General features: G+C 63.1%; 23 protein-coding genes and 1 pseudogene. 11 read left to right on the forward strand and 13 right to left on the reverse strand.

Annotation, left to right across the window (positions count from 1 at the left end; all coding sequences use genetic code 11):
• The 5 genes and pseudogenes from F624_RS35220 to F624_RS0130820 form a co-directional block, all read right to left on the reverse strand.
• Positions 1–842: pseudogene (locus F624_RS35220) on the reverse strand (hypothetical protein); the annotation flags it as partial.
• 47 nt (positions 843–889) lie between these two features.
• Entirely contained in the window at positions 890–1,813 is a 924-nt protein-coding gene (locus tag F624_RS0130805; protein ID WP_043427103.1) for an FAD:protein FMN transferase, read from the reverse strand.
• 8 nt (positions 1,814–1,821) lie between these two features.
• On the reverse strand, positions 1,822–3,000 hold the full coding sequence (locus F624_RS0130810; protein WP_245573775.1) for a DUF3570 domain-containing protein: 1,179 nt from the start codon (positions 2,998–3,000) through the stop codon (positions 1,822–1,824).
• Positions 3,001–3,037: 37 nt separating this feature from the next.
• On the reverse strand, positions 3,038–3,274 hold the full coding sequence (locus F624_RS0130815; RefSeq protein WP_245573776.1) for a DUF4266 domain-containing protein: 237 nt from the start codon (positions 3,272–3,274) through the stop codon (positions 3,038–3,040).
• A gap of 2 nt (positions 3,275–3,276) precedes the next feature.
• Positions 3,277–3,777, reverse strand: a complete 501-nt coding sequence (locus F624_RS0130820; protein ID WP_019578230.1) for a TlpA family protein disulfide reductase — start codon at positions 3,775–3,777, stop codon at positions 3,277–3,279.
• A 183-nt stretch (positions 3,778–3,960) separates the two neighbouring features.
• Between F624_RS0130820 and F624_RS0130825 the strand changes: the two genes are divergently transcribed.
• A complete protein-coding gene (locus tag F624_RS0130825; protein ID WP_157443719.1) occupies positions 3,961–4,893 on the forward strand; it encodes a DUF6502 family protein in 933 nt (310 codons plus the stop codon).
• Complete coding sequence (locus F624_RS0130830) at positions 4,890–6,050, forward strand: DUF5666 domain-containing protein (protein WP_019578232.1); 1,161 nt, start codon at positions 4,890–4,892, stop codon at positions 6,048–6,050. The genes F624_RS0130825 and F624_RS0130830 overlap by 4 nt, the downstream gene beginning before the upstream one ends.
• 119 nt (positions 6,051–6,169) lie before the next feature.
• Here F624_RS0130830 and F624_RS0130835 read toward each other — a convergent pair whose 3' ends face one another.
• Positions 6,170–7,447: an HD-GYP domain-containing protein gene (locus F624_RS0130835; RefSeq protein ID WP_019578233.1), complete on the reverse strand. Its 1,278-nt coding sequence runs from the start codon at positions 7,445–7,447 to the stop codon at positions 6,170–6,172.
• 501 nt (positions 7,448–7,948) lie between these two features.
• Between F624_RS0130835 and F624_RS0130840 the strand changes: the two genes are divergently transcribed.
• The gene (locus F624_RS0130840; RefSeq protein WP_019578234.1) at positions 7,949–8,374 is read left to right on the forward strand and encodes a MarR family winged helix-turn-helix transcriptional regulator; all 426 of its coding nucleotides are present in this window, start codon (positions 7,949–7,951) and stop codon (positions 8,372–8,374) included.
• 53 nt (positions 8,375–8,427) lie between these two features.
• Here F624_RS0130840 and F624_RS0130845 read toward each other — a convergent pair whose 3' ends face one another.
• The 5 genes from F624_RS0130845 to F624_RS0130865 are packed head-to-tail and all read right to left on the reverse strand — an operon-like array spanning position 8,428 to position 14,599.
• Positions 8,428–9,723 carry an amidase gene (locus tag F624_RS0130845; protein ID WP_019578235.1) on the reverse strand — a complete coding sequence of 432 codons (1,296 nt, stop codon included), beginning with the start codon at positions 9,721–9,723 and terminating at the stop codon, positions 8,428–8,430.
• Between the two features lie 37 nt (positions 9,724–9,760).
• Complete coding sequence (locus F624_RS0130850; protein ID WP_019578236.1) at positions 9,761–10,552, reverse strand: ABC transporter ATP-binding protein; 792 nt, start codon at positions 10,550–10,552, stop codon at positions 9,761–9,763.
• On the reverse strand, positions 10,549–12,405 hold the full coding sequence (locus tag F624_RS0130855) for a branched-chain amino acid ABC transporter ATP-binding protein/permease (RefSeq protein ID WP_084679869.1): 1,857 nt from the start codon (positions 12,403–12,405) through the stop codon (positions 10,549–10,551). Before F624_RS0130855 ends, F624_RS0130850 begins: the two co-directional genes overlap by 4 nt.
• Positions 12,402–13,424: a branched-chain amino acid ABC transporter permease gene (locus F624_RS0130860; protein WP_031256874.1), complete on the reverse strand. Its 1,023-nt coding sequence runs from the start codon at positions 13,422–13,424 to the stop codon at positions 12,402–12,404. Before F624_RS0130860 ends, F624_RS0130855 begins: the two co-directional genes overlap by 4 nt.
• A 20-nt stretch (positions 13,425–13,444) precedes the next feature.
• Complete coding sequence (locus F624_RS0130865; protein ID WP_019578239.1) at positions 13,445–14,599, reverse strand: ABC transporter substrate-binding protein; 1,155 nt, start codon at positions 14,597–14,599, stop codon at positions 13,445–13,447.
• Between the two features lie 367 nt (positions 14,600–14,966).
• Here F624_RS0130865 and F624_RS0130875 point away from each other — a divergent pair, with 367 nt between their 5' ends.
• From F624_RS0130875 to F624_RS0130910, 8 genes are read left to right on the forward strand one after another with little or no spacing between them, the layout of a single operon-like run.
• The gene (locus F624_RS0130875; protein WP_019578240.1) at positions 14,967–16,145 is read left to right on the forward strand and encodes an acyl-CoA dehydrogenase family protein; all 1,179 of its coding nucleotides are present in this window, start codon (positions 14,967–14,969) and stop codon (positions 16,143–16,145) included.
• A gap of 29 nt (positions 16,146–16,174) precedes the next feature.
• A complete protein-coding gene (locus F624_RS0130880; protein WP_019578241.1) occupies positions 16,175–16,549 on the forward strand; it encodes a hypothetical protein in 375 nt (124 codons plus the stop codon).
• A gap of 8 nt (positions 16,550–16,557) precedes the next feature.
• On the forward strand, positions 16,558–17,091 hold the full coding sequence (locus tag F624_RS0130885) for a nuclear transport factor 2 family protein (protein WP_019578242.1): 534 nt from the start codon (positions 16,558–16,560) through the stop codon (positions 17,089–17,091).
• Positions 17,092–17,108: 17 nt separating this feature from the next.
• Positions 17,109–18,383, forward strand: coding sequence for an aromatic ring-hydroxylating oxygenase subunit alpha (locus tag F624_RS0130890; RefSeq protein WP_019578243.1), 1,275 nt, complete (start codon positions 17,109–17,111; stop codon positions 18,381–18,383).
• Positions 18,384–18,403: 20 nt separating this feature from the next.
• Positions 18,404–18,880, forward strand: coding sequence for an aromatic-ring-hydroxylating dioxygenase subunit beta (locus F624_RS0130895; protein ID WP_019578244.1), 477 nt, complete (start codon positions 18,404–18,406; stop codon positions 18,878–18,880).
• A gap of 9 nt (positions 18,881–18,889) precedes the next feature.
• Positions 18,890–19,636, forward strand: a complete 747-nt coding sequence (locus F624_RS0130900) for an SDR family NAD(P)-dependent oxidoreductase (protein ID WP_019578245.1) — start codon at positions 18,890–18,892, stop codon at positions 19,634–19,636.
• 25 nt (positions 19,637–19,661) lie between these two features.
• Positions 19,662–20,624 (forward strand): PDR/VanB family oxidoreductase, encoded by a 963-nt coding sequence (locus F624_RS0130905; RefSeq protein ID WP_019578246.1) that lies wholly within the window; start codon positions 19,662–19,664, stop codon positions 20,622–20,624.
• Positions 20,625–20,665: 41 nt separating this feature from the next.
• Entirely contained in the window at positions 20,666–21,136 is a 471-nt protein-coding gene (locus tag F624_RS0130910; protein ID WP_019578247.1) for a flavin reductase, read from the forward strand.
• Between the two features lie 63 nt (positions 21,137–21,199).
• On the opposite strand, the gene F624_RS0130915 is transcribed toward F624_RS0130910, so the two are convergent.
• Both F624_RS0130915 and F624_RS0130920 read right to left on the reverse strand, forming a co-directional pair.
• The gene (locus F624_RS0130915; RefSeq protein WP_019578248.1) at positions 21,200–22,822 is read right to left on the reverse strand and encodes a methyl-accepting chemotaxis protein; all 1,623 of its coding nucleotides are present in this window, start codon (positions 22,820–22,822) and stop codon (positions 21,200–21,202) included.
• Between the two features lie 93 nt (positions 22,823–22,915).
• The coding region (locus F624_RS0130920) for a WD40/YVTN/BNR-like repeat-containing protein (RefSeq protein WP_019578249.1) at positions 22,916–23,816 on the reverse strand (901 nt) is incomplete at its 5' end.

A 23,816-nucleotide genomic window follows, 5' to 3' on the forward strand; every position in this document is an offset into this window, starting at 1 on the left:
GCAGGAGCAGGAGCAGGAGCAGGAGCAGGAGCAGGAGCTGGTGCTGGTGCTGGTGCTGGTATCGGAGCCAGCGTGCAACCCACGACTGGCGCCCTGTCGTTCAGCAAGCTATCGCAGGCTTTGCTGGCCGAGCCGCTGTTGCAGCGTTGATGGGCAGCGCCATCATCGGAGTTCCGCCCGATGTCGGGAAGTTGAACCAACAACGCCCTGTGCATTTTTGCTTCAGACTCTTCTGTTTCCAGGCACTCGAGTCCGCCATTGCGACGATTGTTCTTCGACTTCTGCAGCGCAAGGACGATGAGGCGGGCAACATTGGCGGCCTTTTGATATCCCGAGTTTTGTGTGCGAGCTTCGGTGTAGTTGTCCAGAGGGGACACGGCAAGGCCGGCTTGAGACTTCACAAAGTCGGCCGCATTGGCTTCGCTGATGCGATCTGCGTCCATCTTGGCTTTGACCAGAGTGGTCAGAGGACTCACCACGGCGGGCCTACCGACGGTTGATCGCAACGTATAGGGCGTGGCGACCGGTCCCGTGTCTGTATCGACAGCATCCGTTCCAACCACAGCCAACAGCGCCGAGGAGTTCATATCGGCCTCGGTGAGGTTCAGGGTCGCTCGGCCCAGGCTGTCAGTGCGAGCACGCGGTTCCGACGGATCGCAGGCTCCGTTGCCGTTGATGTCCAGGCATACCAGTGCATTGGTGATCAATCCATCCATCACCGTCGTGCTGATCGCTATCGTTTTGGAGCCGGTCCCACCGCTCCCCCCGCCGCCGCACGCAGTGAGGGCAGCAACGGCTGCACTGACCAAACCAAGGGTCCATTTGGGATTGAAGGTACTCATGTTTCTACTCCTCGTCATGAAATTTTTCGATTTACAAATTGGATGACCTACGCCTTGTAGGTGGTGCGCAATCCGGCCCCATCGACCAAACAGAATGCGACTTGCTGCTGCATCAACCAGCCCTTGGCTTGAGGACCTTTGAGCATGGCGATGGTTGTGATGGCCCCCGCGATCGCTGTACTGGGCGCGACAACACTCACCGACTGGACATCGCACACCGGCCAGCCCGTTCTCGGGTCAAGCACATGGCAATACCGTTTCCCGTCGTGAATGAAAAATCGCTCGTAGTCACCGCTGGTAGCCAAGCCACCCCGCGACAGCGGCAGCGCGACCAGAACATCGCGACCATCAGGTGTGGCAGGTCTCGGGTGTTGGATTTCAATGCCCCAGGGGTGCGGCTCCTGACCCCAGGTCATGCGAGGTCCGGTGGCATGAAGATCGCCGCCCAGGTTGACGAGCGCATGAGAGAAGCCATCGCTGGTCAACATGGCCGCCGCCCTGTCGGTGGCGTATTCCTTGCCGAAGCCTCCAAAGTCAAGCTCCATCCCCGGGATACTCAGCCCAACTTCCTCGCGGCTTCGGCGCACCTTGGACCAACCCACCAGAGGCAGTAGAGCCTCAACATGCTCTGGATCTGGGGGCGTGCCCCCGCGAAAGTCCCAGGCTTGCCGCAACACACCGGAAGTGATGTCGAACAACCCATCGCTCATCTCCCACAAACCATGAGCGAAATCGAGCAAGGCAGAGGTCTCTTCGTCAATCAGGACAGGCGCCCTGCCCGCTGCCGCGTTGATTCGGCTCAGAACACTGTCCGGCCGATAGCGGGAGTATTTGTGCTCGATTCGTCGGATCTCTTCGATACAGCGCCGAGCCGAGGCCTCCATGGCCTGGTCGTCCTCACCTTCGATCATCAGCCTGCATGGACTGGCCATGGCCTGAAAATCGACCTGCAGGGTATGCCATCCAGACATCTGCAGCCTCAGAACCGGTGCGTCAATCCGAACTGCACGAAGCGGGCGCTGAAGGGCGCCAACCCCGGACTGCCTGCGCCACTGAGCCTCAAGCCTGCGTCTTGCCGGTACCGGTCCACCTTGACGTCGACCACCGTGTTGGGACCCACGGCGTACGCAACCTTCAGCGAGAACGTGGTGGCACCAAAAGACGACAAGCGCTGATCTGCGGACTTGTAGCCGGCGAGCCCTGCCGCGTACTGGATGGTGGCCAACTCGTCGTACCGCCCCTGGCTGTCCAATTTGGGGTCGAAGTAGAAGCTGGCCGCGCTTTGCTGGTAATACCTGACGCCTGGCGTGACCGTCCATTGGCCAATGTTCTGCGCCAGCTCCAGACCCAAGGTGTGGGATTTCACGCCAAACGTATCGCTGTAGTAGCGATAGCTGGACCTCGCTGCGATGTCCAGGTCCACCAGGTAGTGATTCCAACGCGCCAACGCAATCCATGCATTGCGGCTGCGCGGTCGCGAGTCGAATGCCTTGTAGGGGTCATTGAAGTAGCCCGAGCCCATCGTCCGCGTGAGATTGAACTGTGCAACATCGCGCGGTGTCAGAACCTGTGTGATCCCCGCCATGAACTCATTGCTGATCTTGTGCTGGTTGATCGCCGTATTGACGCCGTTGTACTGGTTGTCAATCCAGTCTGTGGAGTGGCCATAACCGAGCACCCAGGTGCGGTTGTTGTCGTCGCTGGACCAGCGCGACTGCAGGCCCATCGCCTTGGAAACATAGTCGTGTTCAGTGGAGTACGAGGCACTGGCCGACACTGCCGCCCGCGCCATGTAGCGGGTGACCTTCACCTCTTCTGCAGTGCGGTGATCGTTCATGCGACTGGCACCTGAGCGCTGGGTGTGCATGCGAGGTGAAGCGCCAGAGACGCTGTCACCAACCCATGCGGCTTCTACAGACCATTCCCCCGCCACCGGCGCCAGGAAATACAACTGAGGTGAGCGCACGCGCACCCGGTCCAAGCCTGGCTGGCTGTCCTGGTAGCTGCCGTACTTGACACCGATGGTGGTCATTTCGGGGGCGTTTTCCGCCTTGGCGTCGATTGGCTGGAGGGCCGTGAGCGCACTCAGACCGGGAAGAGCCAACGCGGTGATCAGCCAGGCAGAGGCGGACCGGGATGGGGAAGATGTCGGGGTCACAGTGCAGGTCCTGTCTGGGAATGACGAATGGAGGTGTTCAGTTGCAACCACAGCCACCTCCACCGACGCCGTAACCACCCGACGAGCTTTCTTTGCTGGTGTAGATGTGCTGGACAAAACGTCCTTCCAGCGGATCACCTTCGAAGGTCATCTCCGGCTTGGCCAGATCCCCCTTCTCCCAAGGATTGACCGGTGCCAACGAGCTGCAGCCGCCAAGCAGCAGTGACGCGGTGAACACACTCGACATGACCAGGAACGTGGTTGGCTTTCGCATGGTCAATCCTTCACGTTCAGAGCTTGGCGAATTTGCTGTTCAAGCTCACTGCGCTGCGCGGGTTTGAAGCCGGAGTGAACCATCAACACTTTTCCGTCGGGGCCGATCAGCAAGGAGGTCGGCATGCCCTTGATGCCGTATTGGCGTGGCGTCACCGCCTTGGCATCGAATGCGATGTCAAAGGAAGCTGGGTTGTCGCCGAGGAAGAGATTCGCGTCCTGGGATTTCTCATCCAGGTTCACGCCAACGATCCGAAGCCCCTTGCTGGCATAGCGGGCATTCATCTCGTTCATCCACGGGAACGATTGCTTGCATGGCCCGCACCACGAGGCCCAGAAATCCAGATAGACCACCCGCCCCTTCAGATCCGAGGACTTGAGCAAACCTTGCCGGGCAGGCAACTCGAAAGCCGGGGCGACTTGCCCGACCTCTATCGCCTGGCTGGGGAGTGTGGACAGCGTGAGTGCTGCGGCCAGCAGGCCTGAAAAAAGAGTCAATTTCATTGTTCGACCACCTTGTGAAGTTGTGTTTCGGTTGTGTAAATTGGGATAATTTCCCAGAAATGTCGCCGATCACACACTGGCAGGTCAACCCTTCTCACCGTCTTTTTGGTAAAATTACCCAAATATTTTTAGTAACAAATCGCAAACAGGATCGTTGTCTAGAATCCACGGCAGATCCGAACCATGTCCGACCCCAATTCTTCAAACGCCGACGCAGCCCAGCCCCCCGTTGGTTTGCCTGAGCCCGAGCGGGCTGCGCAAGCTCTGCAGGTTGTGCTTCGCCCACTCGCGCGCCTGATGATTGATAACGGGCTCCAACTCGGGCCCATGGTGGAGTTGTTGAAGAAGGCCTTGGTGGATGAATCCGTTCGCGCCTACGCCCTTGAGGGCAAGGCCAGCACCGACTCCAGGATTTCAGTGCTGACAGGGGTCCACAGAAAGGATGTGAAGCGTCTACGCGATGAACCCAGCGTCAAGATTGATGACGTTCCGATCGCCACCCAGGTGGTGAGTCGGTGGATCAGCGACCCTCGATACCTCACAGCGGAGAAGCTGCCCCGACAACTGCCACGCACTGCACGCATGAGCAGTGTTGGCGAGCCCGATTTCACGACGCTGGTCGCGGAGGTCAGCAAGGATGTGGGGGCGCGGGCCATTCTCGAAGAGCTTGAACGCCTTGGTGTGGTCGACGTCAATGAAGACGGCGTGATTTCGCTGCGCGCCACGGCATTTGTTCCTGAACCCGGGCTGGACGATGCCTTCCACTTCCTGGCACAAAACCTGGGCGCACATCTTTCAACCGCCGCTCACAATTTGGCGCCACGTCGCAAGGCCCCCCCAATGCTGGAGCAAAGTGCCTTTTCGCTGGATCTGACAGAGGCACAGGCCAATGACCTGCATCGGCTGGCTCGCCGGCTTTGGAAGGACGATCTCCAGGAATTCCTGCAAGCCGCCACCGTGGCTGAACTTCGCAGCGAAGACACGCCAGGTCCGAAGCACCGAGTGCGTTTTGGCGTCTATTTTCATGACGAGCAACTGCCAGATTCAGAGGCCCCCGCGCCGGGCGACCATCAAATCAACAAGAGAACGCGTAACAGAAGAGGGAAGCAGACATGAGCAGCGACAAGAACAATGAACAGGCAAGCCCTCTGACCCGCCGCAAGTGGTTGGTTCTCTCATTGTCGGCCACAGCCACAGCCTGTGGTGGTGGCGGCGACATCATGGTGGCCAGCATGCCTGGCACGGGTGGCACCGGTATCGGCGTGCGATCGACGGGGCCCATCACCGGATTTGGAAGCGTGATCGTGAATCGGGTTCGGTTTGACGACACCAATGCCCAGGTGACTCTGGACGGTCAGGCTGACGTCACGGCCTCACTGCGTCTGGGCATGGTCGTCAACCTTCAGGGCGAGCGCGATGCCACGGGCCTGGTCGGCAAGGCCAGCGCCATTGACGTCTGGTCGATTGCCCAAGGGCAGGTGAGCTCGGTCTCGGGTACGCAGTTCACTGTTGCGGGAATGGTGATTCAGACAGATCCCGGTACGGTGCTGGATGGCGTCGTTTCCATGGCCAACCTGACCGCGGGAGACTGGGTGAGGGTGTGGGGACTGCAATCATCCTCCGATGCATCGACCTGGAACGCGACCCGAGTGGCGGTAGTGCAGGCAGACGACTCGGTCAGCAGCGGTCTGTGCCTGCTGCAAGGAAGCAACTTCTACGTGAACGGCCTGCGTCTCACTGAGACTTCAGGCTATCAGATTGCATCTGGAACCTTGGTCCGCGTTCAAGGAACACTGAGAGGGAGCAATAGTTCGTTGGCCCTGAAGTCCTTCATTCCATTGGGTCTGGACGTGAATCCGCCTGGCGTCGGAGAGGTTGAGGTTTCTGGCCTGGTGACTTCGATGAGCTCCAATCGCCAGTTCATTCTTGGCAACGTCGCGATCGATGCGCGTCTGGCAACCATCAAGGGCGGCACCATCGCCATCGGACAACGAGTTGAAGTTGAAGGCAATTGGCAAGGCACCGTGATCGTCGCCAAGTCCGTCGAGATTGAAGACAGTCAGTCGCTGGACACGGCTGAAATTGAAGCCAAGATTGAAGAGTTTGTCAGCCTCGCCAATTTCGTGGTCCGTGGCCAGCGTTGTGATGGATCTGGGCTCACCCAGATCCAGGGCGGTTCTGCGGCAGACCTCAAGGTTGGCGTCAAAGTCCATGTCACAGGGATCAAGAAAGGGGAGATCCTGTACTTGACCAAGTTGGAAATTGACCATTGAAAAGGTCATCGTCCTCACAGCAATGCAAGCCACGGTGAGCGCGCTTTCGGGAGCCGAAATGCGCTCACCACCTTGATTGGCCGCCCGCAGACATCGCCATCCAAAGTGGCCATCGACGTTCAGCACCGGGGGGCGATCTGAAAGTAACGCTGCAGTTGGCCCTCCAGCAACTTGCGGCACTGGCTTTCGTCGGCTGCTGACAGACGCTGAAAAATCTCGGACGCGATGGGCTCAAAGACCTGAATCACACCCGGATCAAAGTGATGCCCGCTGCCCTTGCCAAGGACGACCATCACGTCGTCAAAGGGCATCGGTTCTTTGTAAGGGCGCCGTGACGACAAAGCGTCATACACATCCGCGACCGCAAAGACGCGTGCAGACATGGGAATGTGAGGACCGTGCAGCCCGCGCGGGTAGCCGCTGCCGTCCCACTTCTCATGGTGGGCACAGACCACTTCGTTCGCAGGTCCAAGCGCTTGGATGGATCCGATGATGTCTTCGCCCTGCTGGACATGGGTACGCATCAGGGCAAATTCATCCTCTGTCAGTTTGCCGGGCTTCAACAGGATTGCGTCAGGAATTGCGATCTTCCCGATGTCATGCAGAAAGCTGCCCACGATCAGGGCCTGCATCTGTTCACCCGTCCAACTGAGCTGCTCTGCGATGCGCGACGCAATCCAGGCCACGCGATAGTTGTGGGCGCCGGTGTCCGAGTCACGCTTGGCAATGGCTCGGCCCAGGGCTTCCATCATGGAAATGTTCGCCCGCAGAAGGTCTCGGGTCTTCTCGCGATTCTCCGCCGTCAGATGAACCACCACGGGGTAGAGCACAGCACCGCACAACAAAGCGGCCAGTGCGACCAACGCCGCGCTCATCATGGCTCCTGAGAGCATTTGCCGCCGTTGCCAATCCGGGATCACCCGCACGCCCTCGAAGTAGCCCCGAACACCCGTTTCCGCAACTGGGTGTTCTGCGCGGAGAGGAATGAATATGCGCAGCACCCACGGGCCACCAGGAAGCTCCAGGCTTTCGTAGAAAGACGATCGGTAGGCCGGGCGTCCATGCGAGGGAACCTGCCCTTCAATCAACTCACCCTTGCTGGTGGATGACTCTGCGATCTTCATGCCGCGTCGGTCGTACAACTCGGCAATGTCAAAAAGCCCGCCGATCAGCGCAGTGGCAGCCTTTTGACCGCTGCTGGCAGCCACAAGAGGGTCCAATGAAAAGGCGTCCGGATGCTGCGCCAACAGACGCTGGGATTCTTCGATCGCCATGGCCACCGCAGAGTCCTCGGCATGCTCGCGTTCCATCCACCAGGCCACCGGGCTGCTGACGCATGCCAATGCGAGAGAGACCAGGGCAATGCGACGACCAGTCTTGATTTGAAACGAATCCATGCGGCAAACTCCTTGGTCCTGGAGAGCAAGCTTGGCGCTGTGAGGCGGGCCACTCCAATGACTCGGGCACTCTAGACCCACTCGCTGAACGGAGCCTGAATGCCGAAGCGTGGAGTGATCTGTCAACTCGAGGCAGCCAAGGCCTGGTTTCAACCTTCGCCAGCGGGCGCAATGGGCCCCCTGCCCCATCCGAAGCGGCAGCGAATGCCACGCGAAAACAGCACCAGGAACACTTCACCAAGAGCCGCCCCCTCCCGTTGATGAAGCTCAAGACGCTGCACGCCATTCGATGGCGTCATCCGCCCGCAGTGTGGGCTTGGCCTTTTGGCACGCCACTCAGGTCAAACAAGGGCACCCATCGGCATTGCTGGGTACACCATCCGCTAAGATCCAAGTCAGTTTTCAACCCGGACAATCATGGCCGTGCGCTCTTCAAAACGTTCCAATCCATCCGACCCAGAATTTCACCGGGCCGATTGGCCCTTCTACTGGATCGCCCGAGTGAACACCCTCTACACGCAAGAGATCGAGCGTGTTCTCAAGGCCGTCGATTGCGATGTACCCACCTACCGGGTACTGGCCATCCTGCAGGAACAAGGCGTCAGCAGTGTTTCCGACATCGCCGTGCATGCGGTGGGCAAGCTCTCCACCACCACCAAGATCGTCTACCGCATGAAGGCCGAGGGGCTGGTGAGCACGGAGACGTCGAAAACCGACGGCCGGGTGACGATGGTGTCCTTGACGGACGCCGGCCGCGCCGCCCTGGGACGAGTGAAGGATGCCACCCACGGCCTGTTCGAGCGCAGCTTCGACGGGCTGACACCCGCCAAGATCGAAAGACTGAACGAATCACTGCGCATCGTGTTCCGCAATCTCAACGGCGGCGACCATCCCATTCTGGACGCGTTGGCCTCGGACCCATCCTAGGCCCGCCCCACCGCGGTCACACACAGCGGTCACACACAGCGATCACGCAGCAATCAAGCGGTGATGACCCGATGCAGCGACTGGGCCACCGCCAGGAGCTTGCGCTCCTCGCGCGGACGCCCCACCAGCTGCAGCCCCACCGGAAGGCCTCCCGGCCCCAACAGGCCCGGTACATTGACGCACGGCAGGCCCAGCAATGTCCACACCCGGCTGAAGACTGGGTCGCCCGTGGCGGCGAGCCCGGGCGGCGCTTCACCGGGGGCCGCGGGTACGAGCAGGGCATCCGCCTCGCCCATCAAGCCCAGCACCTCCAGCACCGCTTGTGCAGCCAAGTCCTTGGCTGCGGCATAGGCCTCGTCGGTGACACCCTGGCCAACAGCCACCAGATCGCGGATGTGCTGGCTCACCCGGGGGCCATACGCCATGACCTCGCGGCCCAGGTTCTGTGCCGCCTCTTTGGCCATCACGGTCTTTTGTGCCTGCAACAGGCCCGCCAGGGACGCTGGCAGATCCAGTGAAGCCACGGGCACCCCGGCCGCCGACAGCAAGCGGTGCCCCCTCTCCCACACCTGCTCCCCGCCGGCGTCGGAGCAGGCCCATTCGTGCGTGCGGCAGCTCAGCAAGCGCATGCCGGCGGCCTCTGGCAAAGGTTCGAAGCGCTCACCCACCAGCGCCGCGCGCATCAGCTCCAGGTCTTCGGCACCATTGGCCAGCCAGCCCACGGTGTCCAGCGATGGCGCAAAGGCCTTCACACCCGCACCGCTGACCAGGTCATGGCTGGGCTTGAGGGCAAACACGCCGCAATAGGAGGCCGGGCGAATCAGCGAACCCGCGGTCTGCGAGCCAAATGCCAAAGGCACCATGCCACTGGCCACAGCGGCGGCGGAACCGCTGGACGAGCCCCCCGGCGTGTGCGCCGTGTCCCAGGGGTTGGCCGTGGGGCCTGGGGTGAAATAGGCGTACTCGGTGGTGACGGTCTTGCCCACCACGACGGCATCGGCACCACGCACCCGCCGCACCACTTCGGCATCGGCTGCGGGGCGGTGCCCCTCATAAACGGCAGCGCCGTACCCGGTGGGCATGTCGGCCGTGTCGATCAAATCCTTGACGGCCAGCGGCACGCCGCCGAGCAGGCCCAGGTCTGAGCCGGCGGCCATTCGCGCATCCAGCGCACGGGCCTGCCGCAATGCGGCCTCAGCATCCAGGTGCTTCCAGGCCTGCAGTGCCGGTTCGGCGTTGGCGATGCGTTCCAGGCTGTCCTGGAGCACGGCTTCGGCCGTGGTTTCACGGCGCGTGATGGCCGCATGGACGGCGACCGCACTCGCGCGCGGGTGGATATGACGAGTCATGTCGGAATCAGGCTTTCAAAAGAATCAGGGGAACCTATCAGGAGCTCAGCATCGCTTGATGCTTCGCCTGGCTACCGAGGTAGGCCTGGACCACACGTGGATCGGCGGCAACAACATCGGCCGGTCCCTCCATCGCCACCTGTCCCAGCTCCAGCACATAGGCGTGGTCGGCAATCTTGAGGGCGGCCAGCGCGTTCTGCTCCACCAGCAGGATCGAGACACCCTGCTCGCGCAGGCGCGTGAGGATGCGGAAGATCTCGCGCACGATCAGGGGCGCCAGACCCAGACTGGGCTCATCGAGCATGAGCAGACGGGGCCGGCCCATCAGCGCACGCCCCAGGGCCAACATCTGGCGCTCGCCACCCGAGAGCGTCGAGGCCTCTTGCTGGCGCCGCTCCTTCAGGCGGGGAAACAGCGTGAAGACCTCCTCCAGCGCATCGGCATGCCGGGCCTTGGGCTCTTTGCGAAAGCGGAAGGCCCCGAGCCGCAGGTTGTCTTCGATCGACATGCTGGAGAACAGGGCGCGGGTCTCGGGCACCAGGCCAATGCCGCTGCGCACACGGCTGGCGATGCCTCGGCCTTCATCCCGGCCCACGCCGGCTTCATCCGCCACGACAATGCGCCCGCTGGAAGGCAGCACCCCCATGATGGCCGACATCAGCGTGGTCTTGCCCGCGCCGTTGGGCCCCACCACGGTGACGATCTCGCCCTGTCGCACCCGCAGCGAGACCCCGGTGACCGCGTTGATCTTGCCGTAGCTCACATGCAGATCGGACACATCGAGCAGCAGCGGTGACTCGACCACCGCCGGTTTGGGCACGGCATTCATAAGGCAACTCCCAGATAGGCTTCAAGGACCCGTGGATCCGACTGGACCTCAGCGGGCAGGCCTTCGACGATCTTGTCGCCGAACACCACCACCGCCACGCGATCAACCAGGTTCATGACGAAGTCCATGTCGTGCTCGACCAGCAGCACGGTCATGCCTTCTTCGCGCAGCTTCTGCAGCAACGCACCCAGGGCCTGCTTCTCGCCGTGGCGCAAGCCTGCCGCGGGCTCGTCAAGCAGCAGCACGCAGGGGTCGCAGCAAAGCGCACGGGCGATTTCAATCAAGCGCTGCTGGCCCAAAGAAAGGCTGCCGGCCTCGGCCGCGAGGTGGGCACCCAGGCCCACGCGCTCCAACTGACGGCGAGCTTCGGCCAGCAAGCGTGCCTCTTCACGGCGATCCAGCCTCATCACGCTGGCCAGCAGGCCCTGGTGACCCCGCAGGTGTGCGCCCAGGGCCACGTTCTCCAGCACACTCATCTTGGGCAGCAACTTGACGTGCTGGAAGGTGCGGGCCAGCCCCGCCGCAGCGATGCGGCGGGCATCCCAACCCCGCACGGGCTGGCCCAGAAACTCGATGTCACCGGAGGTCGGCACATCACAGCAAGAGAGCAGATTGAACAGCGTGCTCTTGCCGGCGCCGTTCGGGCCGATCACGGCCAGCACCTCGCCCGCCCGCAAGTCCAGATCGATCTCCTTGTTGGCGACCAGGCCGCCGAAACGACGACTCAGGCCACGCGCCTTCATCACCACGCTGCCGCGGCTGGGCATCTCCCGGCGCGGCAGCGATCCGGCATCGCTTTCAGCGGCCGGTGGCGGCGTGGCCCGACGTGGCCCCAGATGGGCATGGCACCACCCCGCCACACCGGCCGGTGCACGGTGCATCAGCCCGATGATGAGCGCCCCGAAAACAATGGCCTCGTAATTGCCGGTGCTGCCGAACAGCTTGGGCAACAGGTCTTCCAAGCCGTTTTTCGCCAACACAAACAGGCCCGCGCCCACGATGGCCCCCCACAATTGGCCGACACCGCCAATCAAGGCCATGAACAGGTAGTCGATGCCGGCGTTGATGCTGAAAGGGGTGGGGCTGACGAAGCGCTGCGTATAGACATAGAGCCAACCCGACACACTCGCCATGGCCGCAGCCAACAGAAAAGCCGTCAGCTTGGCCCGAAACACGTGCACGCCCATGGAGGCCGCCATGGCCTGGCCGCCGTTCAAGGCGCGAATGGCGCGCCCCGAACGGGAGTCCAGCAGGTTGCGGATGGCGACCGCGCCCAGCAGCACCAGCAACCAGATCAGGTAGAAGATCTGCTCGCCACGCTCCAGCGCCACCCCCAACAGACGCAAGCCCGGCAGATTTGCCAGACCGGAATAGCCCCCCAGAGATTGAAAGGTGCCGAACAGGTAATACAGCGCAATCCCCCAGGCGATGGTGCCCAGCGGAAGGTAGTGGCCTGACAGGCGCAAGGTGATGGCCCCCAACAGGCCGGCCACACACAGCGTGATCGAGGTGCCGATCAGCAGGGCCGCCAGCGGTGAACCGCCAGCCCAGGCCAACCAGCCTGGCAGCACCGTGCTGCTGGCCAGCCAGGCCGTTGTGTAGGCACCGATGCCCACAAAGGCGGCCTGGCCAAAGCTGGTCAGGCCGGCCACGCCGGTCATCAATACAATGCCCAACACCACCAGTGCCGCAAGGCCGATGTTGTTGAACAAGGTGACATAAAAGCTCGGCAACAGAGGCACCAGCGCCAACAGAGCCACCGCCCCGAGGGACAAGCCGATGCCTCGCAGGCGGGAGGCTCCAAGCCAACGGGCCGTGCCGTGCTGGAGGGTAGGGGTAGGTATGGCGCTCATGCGTCCTCTTCGGAATGGCGGGTTGTCAAAGAGCGCCACAGCAGGAAAGGCAGGATCAGTGTGAACACGATCACCTCCTTGTAGTCACTGGCCCAGAAGGTCGAGAACGACTCGACCAAGCCGACCGACGTGGCGCCGAGCGCAGCGATCGGGTAACTCAGCAGCCCACCGGTGACGGCACCGACAAAGCCCTTGAGGCTGATCAGAAAGCCGCTGTCGAAATACAGCGTGGTCAGCGGCGCGATCAAAATGCCCGAGAGCGCACCGATGAAGGCCGCCAGGCCAAAGCTGAGCTGGCCGGCGAACGCTGGCGAAATGCCCATCAGCTCCGCCCCAAGGCGGTTCACCGACGTCGCGCGCAACGCCTTGCCGTACAGCGTGCGATCAAAGAACACGTAGAGCGCACCAATGAGCAGCACGGACGCAGCGATGACCCAGAGCGCCTGTGACTTGAACACCACCGGCCCGATCTCCAGGCCGCCGTCGGAAAACGGCTCGCTGCGGGCGCCCTCGGCGCCGAACATCAGCAGCGACAGCCCCACCAGCACGCCATGCAGTGCGATCGACACGATCAGCAACACCAGGGAATGGGCTGACGCAATCGGCTTGAAGGCGATGTCATACAGCAAGGGCCCCATGGGCACCACCAGCGCGAGGGTCAGCAGTGCCTGCACCACCATCGGCAGCGCCTGCAACGGCAACACACGCAGCAGCGCCCAAAGTACCACGGCATAGCCCAGCATGATCCAGTCGCCAGGGCCCGGCCAGCGACGCCTGGCCCAGAGGGCACCCACGGCCCGTGCCACGGCCAGCCCCAGCAGCAGCCAGGCCAGGGCCATCGATTGGCCAGCCTGCATGCCGGCCATGGCCATGGCTCCGAAGGTGACGAACTCGCCCTGCGGCACCAGCAGCACCCGGGTCACGCTGAACACCAGCACGATGGACAACGCGAGCAAGGCGTAGATGGCGCCGCTCGTGAGGCCATCCTGGCCCAGCAATAGAACGATTTGTGAATCCATGTCGATCAACTGGCGGCGGCTTACTTCAAGGCGGCCCACTGACCGTTCTTCACCGTGATGAGTTCACGGCCCCGCTTGTCAAAGCCGCTGTGGTCCGCTGCGCTCATGTTGTAGACGCCTTGGGTCGCAGCCAGCTCCTTGGTGTGCTCGATCGCTTCGCGCAGGGCAGAACGGAACTCCGGAGTGCCTGGCTTGCCCTTCTTCAGGGCCGCCGGAATGGCCGCCTGCAGCAACAAGCCGGCGTCGTACACGTTGGCGCCAAAGGTGGCGGGCTTGCTGCCATACAGCTTCTCGTAGTCGGCCACGTACTTGGTGGCGATGGCCTTGATGGGGTTGCTGGCCGGCATGTCGCCCAGCACCAGCATGCCGCTGGCAGCCAGGATGGTGCCCTCCACCTTCTTGCCGCCCAGCTTCAGGAAGTCGTCCAGCGCAGCACCATGGGTTTGGTAGAACCGGCCTTTGTAGCCTTGGTCGAACAGCGTGGCCTGCGGCAACACGGCCGAGCTTCCGGGTGCAGCGATCAGCACGGCCTCAGGGCGGGCTGCGAGGGTCTTGAGGGCCTGCGCTGTCACCGAGGTGTCGCGGCGTTGAAAGCTCTCCGAAGTCAGCAACTTGATGTTGGCGGCCGCCAACAGCTCGGTCATGACCTTGGCCCAGTTCTCGCCATAGGGGTCGGCCGTGCCGATCAGACTGACGCTTTTGATGCCCGTGGCCTTCATGTGCTCCACCAGCGCATTGGCGATCAGATCGTCGTTCTGCGTGGTCTTGAAGACCCACTTCTTCTGCTCGGTCATCGGCAGCACCACAGCCGCCGTGCCGACGGGCGCCAACATGGGCACACCGGCTTCGGCAGCGAACTGAATCACCCCCATGGCATTGGGCGATCCGCTCGGGCCGATCAAGGCGTCGACCTTGTCCTCGTTGATGAGCTTCTTGACGGCCGAAACCGACGCCGTGGGATCGGAAGCGTCGTCCAGCGAGAAGTACTCGATCTTCTGGCCGGCCACCTCCTTGGGCAACAGCGCCACCGTGTTCTTCTGGGGAATGCCGACCAAGGCAATCGGCCCACTGGCCGAGGACACGACGCCGACTTTGATCTGAGCCAGCGCGCTGCCGGCCAAACACAGGGCGCCGGCGGCGGCAATCAAGGTGGGGAAAACGTTTTTCAGAACCATGGAAGACCTCTTCGTAGTGCGGGTGGAAAGATTGAATTCTGGTGAGATGCGGTCTGCACGTTTCGTGCCACATTCACGTTCTCATTCATGCTTTTTGCCGAGGTTACAGAGGTAATTAAGTTCGTCTTCCTAGGGGATTCCCTTGGGTTGAAACGCTCAAATCAATCGATTTATGAAGATTGAGCCCGCTTTTGGTGCGATTTTGCCTCTGGAGATGCACCAACAAATTCAAAAGACGCCCAAATCCTGGGCGAAAACTTTTTTCATTTTTTAGTTGCCAATTCACGTAGTTTTGCGCTAACTTAAAAAATAGCTTCAACGCGTTGAGCCCTTTTTCGACGCGGCAACCTCACTACCGGAGACCCCGATGCTGACCCTGGAACCCGAGCGCACCACGCCTGCAAGCCCCCCGTCACCTGACGGCGTGGCCCACCCGTCTTTTGACGGTCTGCTGACCGACATCCGCGCCCGCAGCGCTGAATTTGCCCAGCAGCGTTTCATCTCGCCCGATGTGGTCGAGAGCTTCAAGCACCACGGCATGTACCGGGCGCTGGTGCCTCGCACATTGGGCGGCGAAGAACGTTCGCCGCGCTATTTCTGCGAAAAAGTGGAGCGCATCGCACAGGCCGACGGCTCGGCCGGCTGGGTGGCCAGCTTCGGCATGGGCATCACCTACCTGGCCTCCTTGCCCATCGAGACACTGCGCCAGGTGTACGCGGCTTCGCCCAATGTGGTGTTCTGCGCGGGCGTGTTTCCGCCCCAGAGCGCACCCGTCGTCGAGGGGGGCTTTGAGGTGTCGGGCCGCTGGAGCTTTGCCAGCGGTTGCATGGGGGCCAGCCTCGTGGGTGTGGGCATTGCGCCGACGGGCTTGCCCGGCCAATCCCTGCCGCGCCTGGCCGTGATGCCGATCGCCAAGGCACGAATCGACCCCACCTGGGACGTGATCGGCCTGACCGGCACTGGAAGCCACGATATCGTGGTGGACAAGGTCGTCGTCCCCGAGGAGTGGACCTTCGTGCGCGGCAGCGCCTCCACACTCGACGCCCCGATTTGCCGCTACCCCAGCCTGTCGTTCGCAACGCAGGTGTTGAGCGTGGTCTCGCTCGGCATTGCCCGCGGCGCGATAGAAGAATTGAAGAACCTGGCCACGGGCCGCACCTCGGTCACGGGCGCACCACGCACCGCCGACCGGCCGCAGGTGCAGATGGACATTGCCCGTGCAGAAGCCACTCTGCGCGCCGCACGTGCCTTCTTCTATGACGCCATGGACGAGGTGTGGGAAACCCTGCTGCGGGGCGACACCCCCAGCCAGGATCAGATCAGCATGCTGCGCCTGTCGTCCACCCACGCCACCCGCGCGGGTGCCGAAGTCACCCGCAGCGTGCAGATGCTCGCAGGCATGACCGGCATCTACCGCAGCTGTCCGCTGTCCACCCAGGTGCAAGACAGCCTGGTCGTGACCCAGCACGCCTTCATGGGCGACATCACCTACCAAAACGCCGGCGCCATGCTGTTCGGCCTCAAGCCCTTGCCGGGCTACCTCTGATCTGACCCCATCGCCAAGGAGAACCCACCATGACCACTGAAACCAAAATTCCGCTGCGCACCCTGTTTTGCATTGGCGTGAACCAGAACTTCTTCGACGCCACCCAGGCCGAAACCAAGGACATCTGGAACGCCTTCGTGCAGATGATGCAAGGCATCGCCGCCCTGCCCGGCGTCAAGGTTCTGGGCAACCTCGACGACGATCGCTCCATGGTGGGGCCGTCGGCGAGCTGGCCCTGGACCACCTACGTGCTGGCCGATGTGCCCGACCTGGAAACGGTGCATGCAGCTTGCAACCTGTTTCGCACCATCGGTGTGGGTGACGGCACCTACAAGCTGTGGAAGTACTGCAAGGTCGAAGCGCGCGTGGGCCGCGAGCTGAGCATTCCGGCCTACGCGGCCTGAGCATTCCGATGACGCCAGAACAGCAGATCGCCGAGCTGCAACTGCAGGTGCGGCGCCTTCAAGCCGAGGGTTTGATCCGCGCCTGCATCACCCGCTACATGGCCCTGTGCGACCGCCTCAACGCCGAGACACCGCTGCAGGAGCTGGCCGGTCTTTTCACCGAAGATGCCACCTGGGAAGGCCGGGGTGCGCTTTATTCCGGCCGCTTTGGCGGCTACCGGGGGCGTGAAGCGATTGCCGCCATGTTCCGCACCTACATGCGGACCCCGGCGCATTTCGCCTTGAACGTCCACTTTCTCTGTTCCGAAACCATTGTGGTGTCGCCCGATGCCCTCAGCGCCGATGCGAGCTGGGTGATGTTGCAGACATCGACCTTTGCCGACCAGAACTCACACCTCAACGCCGCGCAGCTCACCTTGAAGCTGCGCTCTGAAGACGGCGTCTGGCGCATCGCCCAGTTCCAGACCGAGAACCTCTTCAGCCGCCCCACCGGCGCCTGGAACAGCAGCGCGCTGCTGCCAGTGCCGGCCCAAGACTCTTAATTCACAGAGGCACCCCCATGAATGCTCCTGCCCAAGCGATCCATTTCCACCGCCCCCTCGGCGAACTGGTGCAGACCGACAAGGTCCACACCTCCCTCTACACCGACCCCGCCATCTTCGATGACGAGATGGAGAAGATCTTCCGTAACACCTGGGTCTGGGTGGCCCACGTCAGTGAGGTGCCCGATGTCGGCAGCTACAAGACCCACTGGGTGGGCAAGGAGCCGGTGATCGTGGTGCGTGACCGCAAAAAACAGGTGCGCGTGCTGCTCAACCGCTGCCGCCACCGCGCCGCCACGGTGTGTGAGCACAAGAAAGGCAAGGCCAACACCTTTGTCTGCCCCTACCACGGCTGGAGCTACGCGCTCGACGGCAGCCTGCGCGGCGTGCCGCACCCTGAGAGCTATGGCGACATTCTCGACAAGGCGGAATACCCGCTGATGAACCTTCGGGTCGAAGAGTACGCCGGCATGGTGTTTGCCACCTTCAAGGACGATATCGAACCCCTGGTCGACTACCTGGGCCCCGCCAAGAAGTGGATGGACCTGTTCATGAAGCAAGGTGGGAGCTTTCCGATCAAGGTCGGCGGCGAGCATCGCTTCACGTTCCCGGGCAACTGGAAGATCCAGCTGGAAAACACCACCGACGCTTACCACTTCCCCTTGGTGCATCGCTCCTTTCTTCACTCCGTGGACAAGCAGACCGAGGAGATGCTCGACTTCGTGGGCGGCAAGGGCTATGTCGAAGACCTGGGCAATGGTCACAGCGTGATGGTGATGATTCCGGACCTGATCGACCTGGAAGCCGATCTGGAGCGGCCCATCCCCGACCGCTACACCGAGTTGGCTGAGGCGCTGCGCGCCGAGGGCCACGAGGAGGCCAAGGTGCGACAGATCGTGCGCGCCGTGGGGGGCTCGGGTTTCAACCTGAACCTGTTCCCCAACATTGCCTGCTCCATGGCCTTCTTTCGGGTGCTGCAACCGATATCGGTCAACGAGACCGAGATCCACCACAGCGTGATCCTGATGGACGGCGGCCCCCCGGCCGGCAACCGGGCCCGGCTGCGCATGCACGAGCACTTCCAGGGCCCCCTGGGCTTTGGCACGCCGGACGACTCGGAAGCCTGGGAACGGGTACAGGCCGGCGCCCATGCCGGGCGCGACCTCTGGGTGCTGCTCAACCGCGGCCTGCCCGCGGAAAAGAAGACCGCCGACGGTGTGGCGGGTGATGTGAGTGCCGAGACCGGCATGCGCGCTGCCTACCAGCAGTGGAAAAAACTGATGACCGCCTGAGTCACGGAAGAGAGCAAAAAATGAACACGACGCTGCTGCAAGAAGCCACCGCCTTCATCTGGGCCGAAAGCGACATGCTGGACCACAACGAGTACCAGGACTGGCTCCAGCTCTGGGCCCCGGACGGCATCTACGTGATCCCGATCGACCCGAACGAGACCGACCACGAGAACACCCTGAACTACGCCTACGACGACGCCCAGATGCGCCACAAGCGCGTGGCGCGTTTGACCGGCGGCGAGGCCATCTCCTCCGCCCCGGTGGCGCGCACGGTGCGCAACGTATCGCGCCTGCGCCTGCTGAGCGACGACGGCACCAAGCTCACGGTGCGTTGCGCCCAGGACCTGCGCGAGTTCCGCAAGGACCGCTTTCGCGAGCACACCTCCGATGTCACCTACGAACTGCTGCGCGAGGGTGAGGGCTTCCGCATCCACCGCAAGATCGTCAAGCTCATCAACTCGACCGACACGCTCACCGCCGTCGGCTACATCCTCTGAGGCCGGGCCATGGCAGAACGACAAAACGCCCTGGTCACAGGTGCCGCCAATGGGCTGGGCCTGTTCATTGCGCAGGCATTGCACGCTGCGGGCTACCGCGTCGCACTGAGCGACCGTGACGGCGCGGCCGCCGAACGTGCCGCGCGGGAGCTGGATCCCAGCGGCGACAGCACCCTGGGTCTGGCCCTGGATGTGGTGTCCAAATCGGCGTTCGAGCAGGCGGCCGATGCCCTGGCCGCACGCTGGGGCCAGCTGCATGTGGCCGTGAACAACGCGGCCGTGACGGTGACCACACCGGTGATGCAGATCACCCCGGAAGAGTTTGAAGAGGTGCTGCGAATCAACCTGCGCGGGACCTTTCTCGGTTGCCAGGTGTTTGGCGCCCGCATGGCCAGCCACGGCTATGGACGCCTGATCAACATTGCCTCGCTGGCCGGGCAGAACGGCGGCACGGCCTCGGGCGCGCACTACGCCTCATCCAAGGCGGGCATCCTGACCTTGACCAAGATCTTCGCGCGCGAACTGGCCGCCAGCGGTGTCACCGTCAATGCCATGGCGCCCGGCCCACTCGACCTGCCCTCCGTGCGCCAAGCCGTGCCGGCCGACAGGCTTGAAAAATTGGTTTCGGCCATCCCCGTGCAGCGCCTGGGCAATCCGCGCTTCATCGCAGCCCAAGTCGTGCAACTGGCCTCCGCCGAGGCCGACTCCTGTACCGGCGCCGCATGGGACGTGAACGGCGGCATCTTCATGCGCTGAAGAGCATCGAGAGAAGGAAACAAACATGAACGCCCTCACCCACCAGGTCGTCGTCCAGCGCAGAGAGATTCAAGGCGGCGGTGTCGTTGTACTCGATCTGCAAAGCGCAGACGGCAACAGCTTGCCCAGCTTCGAGGCTGGCGCCCACATCGACGTCCATCTGGCCCCCGACCTCGTTCGCCAATACTCACTGTGCGGCGACCCCGCCGAAAAAAGCCGCTACCGACTCGGTGTGCTGCGTGACCCCGCCTCCCGAGGCGGCTCACTCGCGGTGTTCGATCGGCTCAACGAAGGCACGGTCATCACCATTGGCGCGCCGCGCAACCATTTCCCCTTGGTACCGGAGGCGCAGCACAGTGTGCTGGTCGGCGGCGGTATCGGCATCACGCCCATGATTGCCATGGCCTATGCCCTGTCAGCAGCGGGCAAGGGCTTCGAGTTGCATTACTGCACGCGCTCTGCCGCTAGCAGTGCCTTTCTGGAAGAACTGGCCGCAGCCCCCTTTGCCGACAAGGTGCGCCTGCATTTCGACGATGCGGGTGACGCGGGCCGACTCCAGATCGCTGCGGTGCTGGACGCAGTGGGCACGGCCCATACCCACCTGTACGTCTGTGGTCCCTCGGGCTTCATGGACTGGGTGATCGGCAGCAGCGCACAACATGGCCTGCCCGCGGCCCAGATCCACCGGGAGTACTTCAACGCCGACGTCGACACGCGCGGCGGCGCCTTTGAGGTGGTGGCCGCAGCCAGCGGCAAGACGGTGCAGGTGCAAGAGGGGCAGAGCATCGTGGCGGCGTTGAAGACCATCGGCATCGAGGTGCCGGTCTCGTGCCAGGAAGGCGTCTGCGGCACCTGTGTCTGCACGGTCCTGGAGGGTGAATGCGATCACCGCGACGTGTACCTCACCGCCGAAGAAAAGACTGACAACGACCAGATCATGACGTGCTGTTCGCGCGCCAAATCTGCCCGACTGGTGCTGGACATTTGAAGGGGTTCACCATGGTTTCGATTCCTGATTTCAGAAACGGCATGTCATTGCTGGCCGGCGCGGTCAACGTGATCACCACCGACGGAGCCGCTGGTCTGGCGGGCTTCACGGCTTCGGCGGTCTGCAGCGTCACCGATCAACCGCCCACCTTGCTGGTCTGCATGAACCGATCGTCTTTCGCGCACCGCTTTTTTGTGGAAAACCGCTCGATCTGCGTCAATGTGCTGTCGGCTGCCCAGCAGGACCTGTCGGCCCTGTTTGCCAACCGCGACGTGACGATGGAAGACCGCTTTGCACAGGTGGCCTGGCGGCCCTTGAGCACCGGCGCCCCCGCCTTGCAAGGCGCACTGGTCAACTTTGATGGCGTCATCACCCACATCCACGAAGTGGGCTCGCACAGCATCTTCATCACGGAATTGCACGACATCCGCCTGCCCGCAGAGAGCTCCCAGGGGCTGGCCTACTTCAACCGCGCCTACCACCGGCTGGGTGAAGCGCAAGCCAGCGCCTGAAAAGGCGGCCTGCACAGTCAAGAACACCTGTGCCGGCCACCACAGGCACCAAGCCCCAGCCACTCAGCTCAGCCGCGCAAGAGGGCTCTGAGCCAGAGAGGGTGGGCTGGCATGACCCTTTGGCCCGGCATCCACCTGCTGCACCGCTTGCTCACGGGCGCCAAGCTGGAAGTAGGCCAGCACGCTGTCCAATGCCTCCGTCTGGCTCCTGAGGCTGTCGGCCGCGGCTGCGGCCTCTTCGACCAAGGCAGCGTTCTGTCGCAGGCCCTCATCGATCTCGCTCACCACGCCATGGACCTGTGCCACGCCCTGGGCCTGCTGGGCGGTGGCCTCGGAGATCCGGCTGATCAAATCGGCCGCCAGCTCGCTGGCCTTCACCATCGAGGCCATCGTGCTGCGCGCCTGTGTCACCTGGCCAGCGCCGGCCTTCACGGTTTGCAGATTGCTCTGGATCAGCGCCTTGATTTCCTTGGCGGCCTGGGCCGAACGCTGGGCCAGGCCGCGCACCTCACTGGCCACCACCGCAAAGCTGCGCCCTTGCTCACCGGCCCGGGCTGCCTCCACCGCCGCATTCAAGGCCAGGATATTGGTCTGGAACGCGATCCCGTCGATCACCCCGATGATTTCGGACATCCGTGTGGATGAGGCCGATATCGCCTCCATGGTCTGCACGATGTGCTCGGTCTGCTGCCCGCCCGAGCGGGCTTGCTGCGAGGCTTCGCGCGCCTGGGTTTGAGCCTGTTGTGAGGCTTCGGCGTTGTCGCGCACCGCACTGGCGATGACTTCCATCGACTGCGTGGCCTGTTGCAGGGCCGCAGCCTGCCGCTCGGTTCGGTTGGACAGGTCCAGATTGCCCGCCGCAATTTCGGTCGAGGCCGTGTGGATGGAGGCGGATGAACGAACCACGGTGTCGATGGCCTCGTGCATGCGCCGCACCATCTGCCCCAGGGCATTCATCATCCGCCCGGTCTCATGGTTGGCTTGCGCCTCGATTTGCAACGTGAGGTCGCCCGCCGCCACCCGGTCGGCCATGCGCACCGTGGCGTTCAAGGGCGTGGTCACCGAGCGATAGAGCAACAGGCCGGCCAAGGCGGCCAACACGGCCCCCACCACCGCCGTGATCCAGGTGATGCGGCGACTCTGGTCGGCCAGCGCCACGATCTCGGCGAACGATTGCTCCTCGGCGGACTTCTGCTGCTGCGCGAACGCCAGGGCCGCTGCTTGGCTTTGCTGGATCAAGGGGTCCAGCTTGTCTTCAAACACCTGGTTGACCTCATCGGTCTGCAACTGCCGCCCCAGGTCGATGACCTTGTCCCGTGCACCGCGTGTGCTTTGGAGGGTTTGCTGAAGGCTTTGCAACGCAGCGGTGTCGGTGGCATTCAGGGGCATGGCCAGCAGGCTCTTCAAGGCCTGGTCGGTGTCGGCACTGGCCTTCAGGGCCGAGGCGATTTCGCGCTCGACCTTGGCGGGATCGACCTGCACCGAAAGCCGACGCAGATACAGCTCTTCTGCCTTGCCTGCCGCTCTCAGCGCCGAGGCCAGCTCGTACCGCGCACGGGCCTGCCCCACCGGGCCTTGCACCAGATCCTGGGACTGCACGGCCGCCCAGAAGCTCATGACGCTTTGCCCGAGCAGAATCAACACCACCAAACCAAAGGCCACGATGAGCCGGTGAGCAATCGTCATATCTCGCATCCAGTTGACTGACTTGGGCAGGAAGCCCCTGCCAGGGGCGGTGAAGGTGGCTTCGACGTTCAAGCCAGGAACACGACGTCAGGATCAGTTCTTCACCAGGCCCTGCTTGGACAGCAGCACCAGCCGCCCCTGCGCATTCACCACCGCCGCCGTCAGCCCCAGGTGATCGGGCCGCACCTCGGTCTTGAAGCTCGCCCCAGCGTCCTGGCTTTGCAGCCTCAGGCCATCCAGCCCCACACCCACGACTTGCGCCCCTCCTGCACCCGGCACTGCCAGCAGCTGCGTGATCGACGACTCGCTGTGGCTGTCGATGCGGCCCCAGCGCTTGCCCTCGTCCGTGCTGCGGTACAGCGAGCCGCGCAGCCCCGCGGCCAGCAACTCGCCCCCGGGCAGCGCCACCCCGGTCCAGAACGAGCCCTTGTAGCCCGTGCTCAGGTAGCTCCAGTGCCGCCCCTGGTCGGCCGAGCGCAGCAGCATGCCCTTCTCGGCCGTGGCGTACAGCACGCCCTGGCCCGTGGCAAACAGGCTCAGCAGGTTCAGGTCGGCCTTGCGCGCCCCCTCGGGCGGCGCGAGCGTGACCGGGTTCCAGCTTTTGCCGCCGTCCTCCGTCACCAGCACCAGCGACCACAGGCCCACCGCCACGCCGCGCTGGGCGTCCAGCATGTGCAGTGCAAACAGCGGCCGGTCTTCTCCCGTGGCGCTGCGCTGCACGGCCCAGCTCTCGCCCCCGTCTTCGGTGTGCAGGATCACGCCCCAGTGCCCTGCAGCCCAGCCCTGGCGCGCATCGGTGAACGACACGCTGGTGAGCGTGCTGTCCACCGGCACGCTCTTGGCCTGGCGCCAGGTCTGGCCCCCGTCGTCAGACAGCATCACCACCCCGTGGTCGCCCACCGCCACCAGGCGATCGCCCGCACGCGTGGCGCCCAGCAAAGAGGCTGTGCCGGCATGGGCCACGCGCACGGCGGGCACCAGGCGGGGGGCGTTG

Origin of the sequence: Curvibacter lanceolatus ATCC 14669 (genome assembly GCF_000381265.1) — a bacterium.
Taxonomy (GTDB): Bacteria; Pseudomonadota; Gammaproteobacteria; order Burkholderiales; family Burkholderiaceae_C; genus Curvibacter; species Curvibacter lanceolatus.